Annotated in this window: 11 protein-coding genes; 6 read left to right on the top strand and 5 right to left on the bottom strand. The window is 68.5% G+C overall.

The genetic code is table 11. The annotated features are described in order from the left end of the window. The first annotated feature begins 303 nt into the window (after positions 1–303). Entirely contained in the window at positions 304–1,140 is an 837-nt protein-coding gene (locus DESPIGER_RS10765; protein ID WP_072336684.1) for a split-Soret cytochrome c, read from the top strand. Between the two features lie 150 nt (positions 1,141–1,290). Here DESPIGER_RS10765 and DESPIGER_RS10770 read toward each other — a convergent pair whose 3' ends face one another. The 5 genes from DESPIGER_RS10770 to DESPIGER_RS10790 all read right to left on the bottom strand — a co-directional run bounded on the left by DESPIGER_RS10770 (position 1,291) and on the right by DESPIGER_RS10790 (position 6,366). After that, on the bottom strand, positions 1,291–2,106 hold the full coding sequence (locus DESPIGER_RS10770) for a ZIP family metal transporter (protein ID WP_072336688.1): 816 nt from the start codon (positions 2,104–2,106) through the stop codon (positions 1,291–1,293). Between the two features lie 365 nt (positions 2,107–2,471). Continuing rightward, positions 2,472–3,080 (bottom strand): recombination mediator RecR, encoded by a 609-nt coding sequence (recR, locus tag DESPIGER_RS10775; RefSeq protein WP_072336691.1) that lies wholly within the window; start codon positions 3,078–3,080, stop codon positions 2,472–2,474. Between the two features lie 3 nt (positions 3,081–3,083). Beyond that, the gene (locus tag DESPIGER_RS10780; protein ID WP_072336694.1) at positions 3,084–3,395 is read right to left on the bottom strand and encodes a YbaB/EbfC family nucleoid-associated protein; all 312 of its coding nucleotides are present in this window, start codon (positions 3,393–3,395) and stop codon (positions 3,084–3,086) included. Next, a complete protein-coding gene (gene dnaX, locus DESPIGER_RS10785; RefSeq protein ID WP_072336697.1) occupies positions 3,388–5,385 on the bottom strand; it encodes a DNA polymerase III subunit gamma/tau in 1,998 nt (665 codons plus the stop codon). The genes DESPIGER_RS10780 and dnaX overlap by 8 nt, the downstream gene beginning before the upstream one ends. A gap of 60 nt (positions 5,386–5,445) precedes the next feature. Continuing rightward, on the bottom strand, positions 5,446–6,366 hold the full coding sequence (locus tag DESPIGER_RS10790) for a branched-chain amino acid transaminase (protein ID WP_156831696.1): 921 nt from the start codon (positions 6,364–6,366) through the stop codon (positions 5,446–5,448). A gap of 485 nt (positions 6,367–6,851) precedes the next feature. Here DESPIGER_RS10790 and DESPIGER_RS10795 point away from each other — a divergent pair, with 485 nt between their 5' ends. From DESPIGER_RS10795 to DESPIGER_RS10815, 5 genes are all read left to right on the top strand, one after another. Further along, positions 6,852–8,588: a hydantoinase/oxoprolinase family protein gene (locus tag DESPIGER_RS10795; protein ID WP_072336703.1), complete on the top strand. Its 1,737-nt coding sequence runs from the start codon at positions 6,852–6,854 to the stop codon at positions 8,586–8,588. 270 nt (positions 8,589–8,858) lie between these two features. Beyond that, positions 8,859–9,344, top strand: a complete 486-nt coding sequence (locus DESPIGER_RS10800; RefSeq protein ID WP_072336706.1) for a tRNA (cytidine(34)-2'-O)-methyltransferase — start codon at positions 8,859–8,861, stop codon at positions 9,342–9,344. Between the two features lie 360 nt (positions 9,345–9,704). Beyond that, complete coding sequence (locus DESPIGER_RS10805; protein ID WP_072336709.1) at positions 9,705–10,448, top strand: sulfite exporter TauE/SafE family protein; 744 nt, start codon at positions 9,705–9,707, stop codon at positions 10,446–10,448. A 140-nt stretch (positions 10,449–10,588) separates the two neighbouring features. After that, positions 10,589–13,741 (top strand): efflux RND transporter permease subunit, encoded by a 3,153-nt coding sequence (locus DESPIGER_RS10810; protein ID WP_072337731.1) that lies wholly within the window; start codon positions 10,589–10,591, stop codon positions 13,739–13,741. Further along, the gene (locus DESPIGER_RS10815; RefSeq protein WP_072336711.1) at positions 13,731–14,357 is read left to right on the top strand and encodes a hypothetical protein; all 627 of its coding nucleotides are present in this window, start codon (positions 13,731–13,733) and stop codon (positions 14,355–14,357) included. The genes DESPIGER_RS10810 and DESPIGER_RS10815 overlap by 11 nt, the downstream gene beginning before the upstream one ends. Position 14,358: the final 1 nt, after the last annotated feature.

Below are 14,358 nucleotides of genomic sequence, written 5' to 3' on the forward strand. Positions count from 1 at the left end.
CGTCCTCTAAGTAAGTCTTTCTGCGTGCTCGTCCAGTGGCAAACGGAAAATTTTTTCTGCGGTCCCGGCCCGGGCACGGCACACAGGCAGGAGGGGGACACGGAGGGCAGCGGCCTGCCGCCGGGAAAGGAAAGCCGTCCGGTGCCGGCGGCAGGGGCTGCCCCGGGGAGCCGGGGCCCGGCCGGGAAAGCCGGAAAGGAGTCCTGTTTCGTGCGGCTGGTCTTGCGTTCCCTGCCGGAAAAATGTAGTGAAAAAAGTAACGACTATCGTAAGAGGGCGCGATGCGCCGAAGAAGGAGGATATATGGACAACAGCAGACGCAATTGCCTGTGTGGCCTTGGTGGCCTGGCCGTGGGCGGGGCTGTGGCGGCCCTGGTGGGCACCGGCGGCAGCATCGCCCGTGCGGCGGCGCCGGCCAAACGTTTCGAACAGGTCAATGGCGAGTTCGGGTGGAAGCCCCACAAGCTGGACCCCAAGGAATGCGCCAAGGTGGCCTATGAAGGCTACTGGTACAAGGGCTATGCCTGTGGTTACGGCGCCTTCTACAGCATCATCGGCGTGCTGGGCGAAAAATACGGCGCCCCGTACAACCAGTTCCCCTTCAGCATGCTGGAAGCCAACAAGGGCGGCATCTCCGACTGGGGCACCATCTGCGGCGCCCTGTACGGCGCTGCCGCGGCCTTTGCCCTGTTCTGGGGCCGCAAGGAACGCACCCCCATGGTCAATGAGCTGTACCGCTGGTACGAAGTGACCAAACTGCCCATCTACAACCCCGGCGAGCTGGCCCAGGGCGTCAAGGGCGACCTGCCCAGCAACGCTTCCGGTTCCGTGCTCTGCCACATCTCCGTGTCCAAGTGGTGTGCCGCCCACAAGATCGAAGCCACCAGCAAGGCCCGCAGCGAACGTTGCGGCCGCCTGACCGCCGACGTGTCCTTCAAGGCCGTGGAGATCTTCAACGCCAAGATCGAGCAGGGCAAGAACTACAAGGGCACCTTTGCCGTGCAGCCCGCCGTGAGCGGCTGTGGCGAATGCCACCAGACCAAGGGCAACGACGCCAACTGGGCCAAGGGCGTCATGGACTGCACCCCCTGCCACAACGGCGCGGAACCCCTGCTGAACAAGTTCGAAAACCATCCCTAGCCCGGGATCCCGCTGCCGGGCGTGACTGCCCGGGGCAGATGATTGATGCACGAAGGGCGCGGCTCCAGGGAGCCGCGCCCTTTCCTTTTGCCGGAGCCCGGGAGCCCTGTCCGCCGGGAAAGGGCGTCGCGGGTATCCGCGGCAGAAAAGCTAGCCCACCAGGCTGGAGAAGCTCATGACCAGGCAAAGGCCGCCGATGCAGGCCACCGTGGCGGCGTTGCCGTTGCCGGAGGCGTTGGCTTCGGGGATGACCTCCTCGATGACCACATAGACCATGGCGCCCGCGGCCGCGGCCAGGGCGAAGGGCAGCAGGCTGCCCGCCACCTGGGAGGCGACAGCCCCGAGGATGGCGCCGATGGGCGCGGTACAGCCGGAAAAGATGCCGCACAGCCAGGATTTTTTGGCCGAGAAGCCTTCGGCGCGCAGGGCCGTGGCCACCACGAGCCCTTCGGGCAGGTTCTGGAGCAGGGTGGTGCCGGTGACCATGAAGGCGGAGCTCATTTCCAGGGACACGCCCGAGGGCAGGGTGCTGCCCGCGGCCACGGCGCCGTAGCCCACACCCATGGTCAGGCCTTCGGGGATGTGGTGCAGGGCCATGGCCGTGACCAGCAGGACGCTGCGCCGCCAGCTGGTGGACAGGCCTTCCTGCTGCTTCTGGCGGATATGCAGGTGGGGCAGGAGATGGTCGAGGCCCATGAGGAAGGCCGCGCCGGCCATGAGGCCGCAGACGATGGGCACGAAGTTCCAGCGGCCCATGTGCGAGGCCATCGCCGCCGCCGGTTCCAGCAGGCCCAGGAAGGCCGCGCCCAGCATCATGCCGCCGGCGGCCCCCAGCATGCAGTCCATGGACAGACGGGAAAACTCGCGGCGCAGGAAGATGGCACTGGCCCCCAGGCTGACCGAGATCCAGGAAAGGATGCCGGCCAGCAGGGACTGCAGGATGGGATGACCGAAAAGTGCTTCCATGAACGTTCTCCTTTTGCGCCGGTCGGACCGGGCCCGACGTATCCCGCGCCGGGGTGGCGTCCGGGTCGCCGGTATGACCGGAGGGGGCTGTGAGGCGAAAGTTCACGGGGCGCGCCGCACAACGGCATGTCCTGCGGCCTGCCGCGCCCCCCGGAACGGCAGCCGCCGGTCATGCGGCCATGACGGCGTGAGGAAGACACCTTCCCGGGATCTGCGGGAAGGGGAAGAGCGGCACGCGGCCGCTCCTGCGGGGAGATCCCCGGCCGGGACAGGGACGGCGCAGGGCAGCCGCTGTCCCGGGCATGAAAAAAAGAAAGGGCGCCTTGGGCAAGGCTCCCTTTCCCGTCGGGAACATGCCGGGACGCCTAGATGTCCTGCCGGTATTGCAGGGACTGGCGCAGGGTCTCCCGGTCCATGTATTTGACCTCCGCGCCCAGGGGGATGCCCTGGGCCAGGCGCGACACCCGGATGTGCGGGAAACGCTTGCGGACGAGGTTCCTGATGAACGACGCCGTGTTCTCCGCATCGATGGTGGCCCCCAGGGCCAGGATGAGCTCGTGCACTTCGCCCTCTTCCAGCCGGGAGATGAGGCGGTCGAGGTCGAGGCTGTCGCTGTCCATGTTGGCCAGCGGGGCCAGCAGGCCGCCGAGGATCATGTACTGGCCGTGATAGAAGCCGCCTTCGTCCAGGGTCAGCATGCTGTCCCATTCGTTGACCAGGCAGAGCGTGTCCCGGGCGCGGTTCTCGTCCTTGCAGACGGCACAGGGGTCGGTGGCCGAAAGGCCGCCGCAGCGCGAACACAGGTGCAGATTGTCCCGCAGGTCGTGGATGCCCTTGCCCAGGCGCCGGGTCTCGGCCTCGGGCCATTTGAGCAGGGTCATGGCCACGCGCATGGCCGACTTGGGACCAAGCCCGGGCAGGCGCGCCAGCTGTTCCACCAGGGCGCGCAGTGGTTCGGGAATCTGGCTGTGCATGGCCTAGAACACGCCGGGCAGGCGGATGCCGCCGGAGATGGCGCTCATCTCGCGGTCCAGCGTCTCGCGGGCGATGCGGCCGGCTTCATTGACGGCGGCCATGATGAGGTCCTGCAGCATCTCCACGTCGCCGCCCTCCAGGGCCTTGGGATCGATGGTGAGGCCGCGCAGTTCCTGCTTGCCGGAGACCACGGCCTTGACCATGCCGCCGCCGCTGCTGGCTTCGTAGGTGCGCTCGTTGAGCTCGTTCTGCAGCTTGGACAGCTTGTTCTGCATGACCTGCGCCTGGCGCAGGATATCGTTCATGTTACGCATGGGTATCTCCTTGGTTGGATTCGGTGCAATGTTCGATAGTGGCGTCGAGCAGACGGAGGCAGGCCTGCATCTCGGGCCTGTTCCTGAATTCCTCGATCAGTTCCGCTTCGGTACGGGCCTGGCGCGGGGCCACGAATTCCAGGCGCAGATGCCCGGCTCCCCAGGCCGCCAGGGCCTGTTCCAGCTGGGGCCGCTGCTTCTCGGTCTGGTGCAGCAGGGTCTCGGCCCGCGGGGTCAGGCGCAGGCAGTCCGGATCCCAGCTGGCGCGCAGCTGGCGCAGCAGATGGAGCTGGGGCGCGGCCTCGCCGTTTTCCAGCCGCCGGGCGCAAAAATCGCAAAAGGCCTGCCAGTCGGGCCGGAAGCCTTCCGCAGCCGCGGGGGCTGCCGGAGGTGCCTCCGGGGCCGGGACAGCGGTCGGCACGGGAGCCGTCGCCGGTGCGGGCGGGGCCACAGGAGCGGCCGGGGCCGCGGACCGGGCGGGTCCCGCGGGCGTCACCGGTGCGGCGGCCGGGATGTCGTCCGCTTCGATCATGTCCGTTTCGCTGGGGCCCACATGTTCCGGGGCCTGGGGCCGGGCGGCTTCCGGGGCGGCGGCTTCCGCCACCCGTGCGGGACGGGCCGCGCTCCGGCGGGCGGGCGTCTCCCGCTGGGGCCGCACGCCATTTCCGGGGCTCCGGGAGGGCGCGGGCTCGGGAGCGGGCTCGCCGCTGCCGGCAGCGGCGCTCTTCTCCGCCGGGGTCCCGTGTTCACGGGCGCGGGCCGCCGGGGCCCTGAGGGGCGCGGCATGGTCCATGTCCCGGGGCGGCGGGGCGCTGCCGTCCTGCCTGTCATGGCCGGGATGCCCCTGTACGGGCGCGGCCGGCGCCGGGAGGCTGTCCATGCGCTCCAGGGGCAGCAGCTGCGGCAGCAGGGCCAGGTTGAGCAGCAAGAGCTCCAGGGCCGCTGCCGGCTCGGGATTCTGCACGATGCCGCGCTGGGCGTCCAGGACCATCTGCCAGGCGGCGTGCAGGTGCCCGGCGGAAAAACGCGGGGCCAGGCCCTGCCAGAAGAGGAGCTCCTCGCCGGGCAGGCCCAGGCTGGGCGCCACGGCCTCGCCTCCCTGCCGCAGCAGGAACAGGTCCCGCAGATGCCCGGCCAGCTCGCGCACGAAAAAGCCGATGTCCACTCCCTGGCGGAACAGGCCGGCGCACAGCTGCGAGACGGCCGCGCAGTCCCGGGCGTGGAGGGCGTCGAAAAGGTCGGCGAACAGTTCCTGTCCGGCCAGTCCCAGCACTTCGCGGGCCACGGCGCTGGTGAGATGGTCACCGCCCAGGGCCAGGGTCTGGTCCAGCAGGGACATGCTGTCGCGCACGCTGCCCGCGGCCCGGCGCGCGATGAGGCGCACGGCGCCTTCCTCGAAGGGGACGTTCTCCCTGTTCAGGACCTGGGAAAGGTGCTGCACCAGGGCGTCCTCGCCCAGATGGCGGAAGACGAAATGCTGGCAGCGGCTGACGATGGTGACGGGAAATTTGTGCGCCTCGGTGGTGGCGAAGATGAAGACCACGCGCGCGGGCGGCTCCTCCAGGGTCTTGAGCAGGGCATTGAAGGCGCTGCGCGAGAGCATGTGGGCTTCGTCGATGATGAAGACCTTGTAGCGGCCCTCCATGGGCGCGTAGCCGATGTTCTCGCGCAGGGCGCGGGCATCTTCCACGCTGTTGTTGGAAGCGCCGTCGATCTCGGTGACGTCCACATGGCTGCCCTGGGTGATCTTGCGGCACTGGTCGCACTGGTTGCAGGGCTCGGGGCCCGGCGCATGGCGGCAGTTGAGGGCCTTGGCGAAGATGCGGGCGATGGTGGTCTTGCCCACGCCGCGCGTACCGCTGAGCAGATAGGCGGCAGCGACCCGGTCTTCGGCGGCGGCACGGGAGAGCACGGCCTTGACCATGTCCTGTCCGGCGACCTGGGCAAAGGTCTGGGGGCGGTATTTGGCGGCGAGGGAGAGGTGCTTCATGAAAAAACGGCAGGGCGCGCCTGTCCCCCCGAAAGGATACAGGCGCGCCGGAAGGGAGTGCTAGAACGTGTAGTGGCTCAGCCAGTCGGCGTAGGCGGGGTTCTCGCCCTTGACCACGCGGAAGAATTCCTTCTGGAGGTGCTTGGTCACGGGACCGGCATGGCCGGCGCCGATGACGCGGTTGTCCACTTCGCGGATGGGGGTCAGCTCGGCGGCGGTGCCCGTGAAGAAGGCTTCGTCGGCGATATAGAGCTCGTCGCGGGTGAACTGCTGTTCTTCCACGGTGTAGCCCAGGTCACGGGCCACCTTCATGATGGAATCACGGGTGATGCCGCCCAGGATGGAGGTCCAGGGCGTGGTTTTGACGATGCCGTCGCGCACGATGAAGATGTTCTCGCCGGTGGCTTCGGAAACGAAACCGTTGGTATCCAGCATCACGGCTTCGTCATACCCGTCTTCCTTGGCTTCGATCTTGGCCAGGATGGAGTTCACGTAGTTGCCGGCGGCCTTGGCCTTGCTCATCAGGGTGTTGACGTGCATGCGGGCGAAGGAACTGGTCTTGACGCGGATGCCCATTTCCAGGGCTTCGGGGCCGAGATAGGCGCCCCAGGGCCAGGCGGCGATGATGGTGCGCACCTTGTTGTTGCCGGGGTAGACGCCCATTTCGCCGTCACCCACGAAGGACAGGGGACGGATGTAGCCTTCCTTCAGCTTGTTGGCCTTCAGGGTGTCCAGGATGGCCTGGCTGATCTCGTCGACGGTGTAGGGAATGTTCAGACGCAGGATCTTCGCGGAATTGAGCAGGCGCTGGCTGTGCTCCTTCAGGCGGAAGACGGCGGAGGTGCCGTCGGCACAGGCATAGGCGCGGATGCCTTCAAAAACGGCGCTGCCGTAATGCAGGGCATGGGTGAGAACGTGAACCTGGGCATCGGCCCAGGGGACCATTTTGCCGTCAAACCAGATGAAATCGGTCGTTTGCATGATACATTCCTCAAAAATTATTCCGCGATTTGGTCAGGCCGGATCTTCCGCACGGGGCGGGGCCTGTCCGAAGAGCAAAAATTTACTGGAAAGCGCCGCGTATGGCAAGCGTCCGCAGGCAGGAAGATGCGGTTCCCGCAACGGGAAAGGGCCAGGGGGAGGACGGCGCGGCGCAGGGGCGGGCCTGCCCCCGTGACCGGGAACAGGGAGGCCCCCCATGTGCCTCCCGGCGGGACGGCCGGGGAGGCCCGTCCGCGGCGGCTGCGCTGTTCCGGCGATATGCAGGACGCCGCAAAGATGGTGCGAGGTCGCGCTGTCCCGGCCTGTCGCGGGCACGCGGCGGCAGGCAAGGGACGGACCCCGTCCGTCGTCCGTCGGCCCGGAGAATCCCGCAGGGCAGCGGCCGGGCTTGCTTGTCAGTGCCGGGCCGAAAGTTTACAACCCAGCAGACAAACATTTCAGGCAGCGATGCCTGTGGAGGCAGCATGACAGCGCAGACGTTTCTGGGGATCGATGCGGGCGGCACGCACACCGATGCCGTGCTTTGCGGGCCGGAAGGCATCCTGGCCGGGGCCAAGGCGCCCACCCGCCACGAAGACCTGCCCTTTTCCGTACGCGCGGCACTGGCCGCTCTGGAAAAGGCTCTGGAAGAAAGATTCGGCCCCGAGGGCCCGGCGCGCCTGCGCAGCGTGGAGCGTGTGACCGTGGGCACCACCCTGGCCGTCAACGCCCTGGTGCAGGGCCGGGCCGATCGCGTGGCCCTGGCCCTGAGCGCCGGACCGGGACTGGCGCCCGCCCGCTTCGCCATCGGGGACGACGTCTGCATCCTGCCCGGCGGTCTGGACCATCGCGGCGTGGAGGTGACGCCGCTGGATGCCCGTCCCCTGGCCGACGCCTGCGCCGCCTGGAAAAAGAAGGGCGTGCGGGCCGTGGCCTGTGTGGGCAAGTTTTCGCCCCGCAACGCCGCGCACGAGCTGGGCATGGCCGAGGTGGTGCGTGCCGCCGGGCTCGTGCCTGTCTGCGGGCACAGCCTGTCCGGCGAGCTCAATTTCCCGCGCCGCATCGCCACGGCCTATTACAATGCCGCCGTGGCCCGCATCGTGGACGGCTTTCTGACCGCCGTGGAGCAGAGCCTGCGGGAGGCGGGCATCCGGGCCCCCCTGCGCCTGCTCAAGGCCGACGGCGGCGCCGTCCCGGCGGCCCTGGCCCGGCAGGAACCTGTGCAGTCGGTGCTGTCCGGCCCGGCGGCCAGCGTCATGGGCATCCTGGCCCTGTGCCCCGCCGTGGCGGAGGATGCCTGTTCCGTGCTGCTGGACGTGGGCGGCACCACCACGGACGTGGCCCTGTTCGCCCAGGGCTCGCCGGTGGTGGACCGCGACGGCATGAGCGTGCGCGGCCGCCGGACGCTGGTGCGCTCGCTGGCCTCCCTGTCCATCGGTGTGGGCGGGGATTCCTTGCTGCGCGTGGACGGGCAGGGCGCGGAGGCCCGCGTGCATACGGGCCCCCTGCGCGAAGGCCCGGCCGTGGCTTTCGGCGGCACGCTCCCCACGCTGCTGGATGCCCTCAACGTCTGTGACCGGGAGCGTCCCCGCAGTCTTTCCGGGGATGCGGCGGCCTCCCTGCGCGCGGTGGCGGCCCTGGCCCGGGAACACGGCATGGCGCCCGGGGACCTGGCGGCCCGGGCCGTGGCCGATGCCCTCGATCAGGTGGCGGCGGCCGTGCGCGAGCTGGTGGACGGCGTCAACGCCCGTCCTGTCTATACGCTGGCGGCCCTGCGCGGGCTGCGCGACATCGCGCCGCAACGGGTCTGGCTGGTGGGCGGCCCTGCGGGACGCCTGCGCGAGCGCCTGGCCGGGCGGCTGGCCCTGCCCGTGGACTGCCCGCCCCATGCGCCGGTGGCCAATGCCGTGGGCGCGGCCCTGACCCTGCCCACCGCCGGTCTGGAAGTCTACGCCGACAGCGGCCGGGCCCTGCTGCGCGTGCCCTCGCTGGACCTGGAAGAGAAATTGCCGCGTGCGGCCACGCTGGAGACCGTGAAGGAGCGCGCCGTGGCTCTGCTGGAAGAGCGTCTGGCCGCCCACGATGCGGCCGGTGCCCGGGTGGAGGTGGTGGAGGCCGACCTTTTCGCCGTGCTGGACGACAGCGGCCGGGCCTCGCGCGACATGCGCGTGCGCTGCCAGGCCGTGCCGGGCATTGCCGGGCAGGTGGCGGCAGCCAGCTAGGCGGTCTGTCCGGCCCCCCGGGGCCGCCGCTTGTCCGGGGGGAGGGGCCTCCGCGTGCTGATGTCCCGGGGGGAGCGCCAGCGGGCACGGCCCTGCGTTTTTTCAGGGGCCCCGCATCCCCGCTGCCGGTGTCCGTGACGCTCCTGCGCTGCCAGCGGGCACGGCCGGAGGAACGCCATCCGGTCGCTGCGGTGGGCCAGGGGCCTTCCCCGCAATGCTCTTCCTCATCCCCGGTTGTTTACCGTCGCCATCAACAAGGGACGCCATCCTATGAAAATCGTCTTGTTCGAGCCGGAGATCCCGCCCAATACCGGCAACATCGCGCGCCTGTGCGCCTCTGCGGGCATCCATCTCAACCTCATCGAGCCGCTGGGCTTCAAGCTGGAGGACCGCTACCTCAAGCGCGCCGGGCTGGACTACTGGCCGCATGTGCGCATGGATGTCTGGCCGGACTGGGACAGCTGGCTGGCCGCCGCCACGGCGGAGAACGGCGGCACCCCGCCGCGCTGCGTGCTGACCTCGGCCCGGGGCGGGGAGCCCTTGCAGCATTTCGCCTTCGCGCCGGACGACTGCCTGGTCTTCGGGCCCGAGACGCGCGGCCTGCCGCCGGAGATCCTGAAGCGCTCCCCGTACAGGGTGCGCATCCCCATGCGCAAGGACAGCGTGCGCAGCATCAACCTTTCCACGGCCGCGGGCATCGTGCTGTTCACGGCCATGAGTTCCTGCGGGCTCATGGAGGGCCCGGAATGGCGGTGATCCGGCTGCCCGGGCCCCAGCCCCGCGGGGCGGAGGACGGTCTTTCCCGCAGCCATGCAGGCAGGGCGCGGCCCTGCCTTTTTTCATGGCCCTGGCCGGATCGCCGGGAGCGGCGTGCCCTGCCGCGAGAGCGTGGGCCGGGATATGGCGCCGGCCGGAGGAGATGAAGGGGCTTTATCGGTAAAAATAATCTGTTAGGTCTCTATGATGCGCCGATGCAACATGTTTTTGCCTTTTGGGAAGGCCGGGGACGCATCCGCGCAACATCGGCACGGCGCCTTGCCAGCAGGGCCCAAAAGGGGGATAAGGCATATCTGGTGCGGCCAGGGTGCCGCACCGGCTTTTCCACATCCGGGGGTCATGATGATCGTTGTTTTGCTGGTATGCCTGCTGGTGGGCTTTCTTGTGGGGCTGGCCGGAGTGGGCGGCATCCTGGTGCCGCCGGTGCTCATCCTCATGAGCGGCCTGGAGCCGCATACGGCCATGGGGACGGCGCTGGCCTCCTTCATCGGCACGGGTTTCGTGGGCACATGGCTCTATCACAGGAGCGGGCACTACCGTTTCCGCGAGGCCGTGCCCTTCGCCCTGGGCAGCCTCGTCTGCGCCGCGCCCGGTGCGCTGGTCAATGCCCGTATCGATGCCGGGCCGCTGGTCATGATCCTGGCGGTCATCATCATCTTCGCCGGTGCCTGCACCCTGCGCCCGCCCAGGGCGGGACGCGCGGGCAGCCCCTTCTGGCTGGGCTGGAAGGGCCGGGCGGTCATCGGCGGCGCCACGGGCTTCATGGCCGGGCTCACCGGTGCGGGGGGGCCTGTGGCCTCCATCCCCTGGATGGTGCTGGTGGGGTATTCCCCCATCCATGCCGTGGCCCTGTCCATGCCCTACCAGATCGCCACCTCGTTTTCCGGCAGCGTGGGCAACATGCTGGGCGGCCATGTGGACTGGCTGCTGCTGCCCGCCCTGTGCGCCGTGCAGGTGGCGGGCCTGCTGGGCGGCATCGCCATGGCCCGGCGGGTTTCGGCCCCGTTTTTGCGCACGGTCATCGGGGCGCTGTGCATCGGGCTGGGGGCCTTTCTCTTCCTGCGCCAGACGGGCTGTTTTTAGCGGAAAAAATTTCCGGGCTGTTTCCGGGGGTAATCCCCTTGAATCGCGGATAAAATACCGTTGCAGGCGCAACAGGGCGGGGGGCTGGCCCCGGGCCCGCCCGCTTGTGTCCTGCGGGACGGGCAGGTATGCTGCAAGGCATGAATATCGCTGCCCTCTTCATCCGCCGACCCGTGGCCACGGCGCTCATCATGCTGGGCATGCTCTTTTTCGGGGCTGCCAGCTATGTGAACCTGCCGGTCAACCAGTTGCCCAACGTGGACTTTCCCACCATCCAGGTGAGTGCCGACCTTTCCGGCGCCGACCCGGAGACCATGGCCGCTTCCGTGGCCACGCCGCTGGAAAAGGAATTCTTCACCATCGCGGGCATCGACTCCATCTCGTCCGTCAATGCCACGGGCCGGACACGCATCACCATCCAGTTCGCCCTGGACCGCGATATCGACGCCGCGGCCCTGGACGTGCAGGCCGCCATCGGCCTGGCCCAGCGCCGTCTGCCCACCAACATGACCAACGACCCCAGCTTCCGCAAGGTCAACCCGGCGGACTATCCCATCCTCTACCTGCGCGTGGGCTCTCCCACCCTGCCGCTGTACGAGCTCAACGAATATGCCGATACCCTGGTGGGGCAGCGGCTTTCCATGGTCAGGGGTGTGGCCCAGGTGGTCATCTACGGGCAGAAGAAATACGCCGTGCGCGTGCGCGTGGACCCCGACGCCCTGGCCAGCCGCGGGCTGGGCATCGACGAGGTGGCCGATGCCGTGAGCGGCGCCAACAGCAAGCTGCCCACGGGCTCGCTGGAAGGGGAGCGGCGCGCCAGCGCCATCAAGGCCTCGGGCCAGCTGGAGAACGCCGAGGCCTTCCGGGACGTGGTGGCGGCCTATCGCAACGGCGCGCCGGTGCGCCTTTCGGACATCGGCGAAGTGGTGGACAGCGTGGAGCAGGACAAGCAGCTTTCCTGGGCCGATAACGGCAAGCCCTGCATCATGCTGGCCGTGGAACGCCAGCCCGGCGCCAATACCGTGCAGGTGGTGGACGACATCAAGGCCCTGCTGCCCGGCCTTGTCCGCCAGCTGCCGCCTTCGGTCAATCTGGAGATCTTCTATGACCGCTCGGAATCCATCCGCGAGTCCGTGGCCGAGGTGAAGTTCACCCTGGTGCTGACGGTCTTCCTGGTGGTGCTGGTCATCTTCCTGTTTCTGCGCAACCTGCCGGCCACCATCATCCCCAGCCTGGCCCTGCCCATGTCGGTCATCTCCACCTTCTCGGTGATGCTGGCCATGGGCTTCAGCCTGGACAACCTTTCGCTCATGGCCCTCACCCTGGCCGTGGGCTTCGTGGTGGACGACGCCATCGTCATGCTGGAGAACATCGTCCGCCACCAGGAGATGGGCAAGGACCCGCTCACGGCGGCCTATGACGGTTCGGGCGAGATCGGCTTCACCATCCTTTCCATGACCATCTCCCTGGCGGCGGTCTTCATCCCGGTGCTGTTCATGGGCGGCATCGTGGGCCGCCTGTTCTACGAGTTCGCCGTGGTCATCATCACGGCCATCCTGTTCTCGGGCGTGGTCTCCCTGACCCTGACGCCCATGCTCTGCGCCTATTTCCTGCGCCATTCGGGCAGCAAGCACCGCGTGGGCTATGAGGGCATCTACGGCAAGCTGGAGCGCGCCTTTGAATGGCTGGCCGACAAATACGCCCGCTCCCTGGATGTGGTGCTGCGGCATCGCCGCACCACGCTGGTCTGTTCGCTCCTGCTGCTGCTGGCCACCGTCTGGCTGGGCGTCATCGTGCCCAAGGGCTTTTTGCCCAGCGAGGACATGGGCTTTGTGGTGGCCACCACCGAGGCGGAGCAGGGCATCTCCTTCGAGGGCATGGTGGAAGCGCAGCACAAGCTGGACGAGGTGCTGCGCGACAATCCGCACGTGGACCGCTTCAATTCCGTGGTGGGCATCGTGGGCAGCAGCCAGAGCATGAACAACGGCACGCTCATGATCCACCTCAAGCCCCACGGCGAGCGGCCGGACATCGGGACCGTGGTGCAGCGCCTGCGCCGCGAGCTCAATACTTCGCCGGCCATGCAGGTCTTCCTGCGCGTGCCGCCGGCCATCAATATCGGCGGGCGCTCCACCAAGGCCCTGTACCAGTACACCCTCACCGGCACCAACATGCAGGAGCTGTTCGACTGCGCCCAGAAGGTGGAGGCCGCCCTGCGCCAGATGCCCGAGATCCAGGACGTCAACAGCGACCTCCAGCTCAAGAACCCCGAGATCCGCGTGACCATCGACCGCAACCGCGCCTCGGCCCTGGGCATCAGCGCCGGACAGATCGAGCTGGCCCTGCAGACGGCCTACGGCTCGCGCGAGGTCTCCACCATCTACGCGCCCACCAACGACTACACGGTCTTCGTGGAGGTGCGCAAGGACTTCCAGCGCAACCCCGATGCCCTGACGCGCCTCTATGTGCGTTCGTCCGGCGGCGAGCTGGTGCCCCTGTCCACCGTGGCCAGGATGAGCCCCGGCGTGGGCCCCATCGCCGTGAACCACGACGGCCAGTTCCCGGCCGTGACCATCTCCTACAACCTGCGTCCCGGCGTGGCCCTGAGCGAGGGCGTGGCCGCCGTGGAGCGCGTCAGCCTGCCGCTGTTGCCCGACTCGGTGAGCGCCAAGTCCCAGGGCACGGCCCAGGCCTTCCAGGATTCGCTCAAGGGCATGGGCTGGCTGCTCCTGCTGGCCATCGTGGTCATCTATCTGGTGCTGGGCATCCTCTACGAGAGCTTCATCCATCCGCTGACCATCCTTTCCGGTCTGCCGTCGGCGGGCTTCGGGGCCCTGTTCACCCTCTGGATATTCGGCCAGCCGCTGGACCTTTACGGCTTCGTGGGCGTCATCATGCTGCTGGGCATCGTGAAGAAGAACGCCATCATGATGCTGGACTTCGCTCTGGAAGCCCAGCGCCATGACCCCTCGCGCACGCCGCTGGATGCCATCACCGAAGGCTGCCATGTGCGTTTCCGTCCCATCATGATGACCACCATGGCGGCCCTCATGGGCGCCCTGCCCATCGCTATCGGCATGGGGGCCGGCGCCGAGGCCCGCCGACCCCTGGGCCTGGCTGTGGTGGGCGGCCTGTGCTTCTCCCAGCTGGTGACCCTGTACATCACGCCCGTGTATTACGCCTATATGGAAGACTTCTCGCGCTGGCTCACCCGCCGCTTCGGGCAGCGCTTCGAGGACAACCGCGCCGCCCGCGCCCGGCATGAGAAGGAGGAGGGCAGCCATGCCGGATAGCACGCCTGTCTGCCGCCGTTGCGGCCGCTGCTGTGAACTGGGCGGGCCCGGCCTGCTGCGGGACGATGCCCCCTTGCTGTCCTCGGGCGCCCTGAGACCGGAGATGCTGGTCTGCCTGCGCCGCGGCCAGTGGGCCCGCCAGGACGGCATGGGCGGCGGCCTGGCCCAGCTGGGGAACGAGATGCTCAAGCTGGCCGGGACGGGACGCGCCCCGCACCCCTGGCAATGCCTGGCCTATGCGCCCGGCACGGGCTGCACCATCTATGACCGGCGTCCCGTGCAGTGCGGCGTGCTGTTCTGCGCGGATACCCGGCCGCTGGAGGCCCTGCTGCGGGAGGTTCCGGCCCTGGACCGCCGGGCGGCCATCGCCCTGCTGCCCCTGCCCGAAGCGCGGCGCCGTCTGTGGGAGGAGCTGGCGCAGGCCCATGAGGAGGCCTGCGACGTGCGCCGGTATTTCGTCCTGCTGGATACGGGCGACCGCGAGGCCGCCGCGGCCATGGAACGTTACGACGCCGCCTTCCGCCGCCTCTGTGTGGAGCGCGGCGCGCTGGCGGAGGCCCAGCTGCCCTTTTTGCTGGGCCAGCCCCTGCGCGACCTGCCCCGCGACGGGGCCTAGC

This window comes from Desulfovibrio piger, from assembly GCF_900116045.1.
GTDB lineage: Bacteria > Desulfobacterota > Desulfovibrionia > Desulfovibrionales > Desulfovibrionaceae > Desulfovibrio > Desulfovibrio piger_A.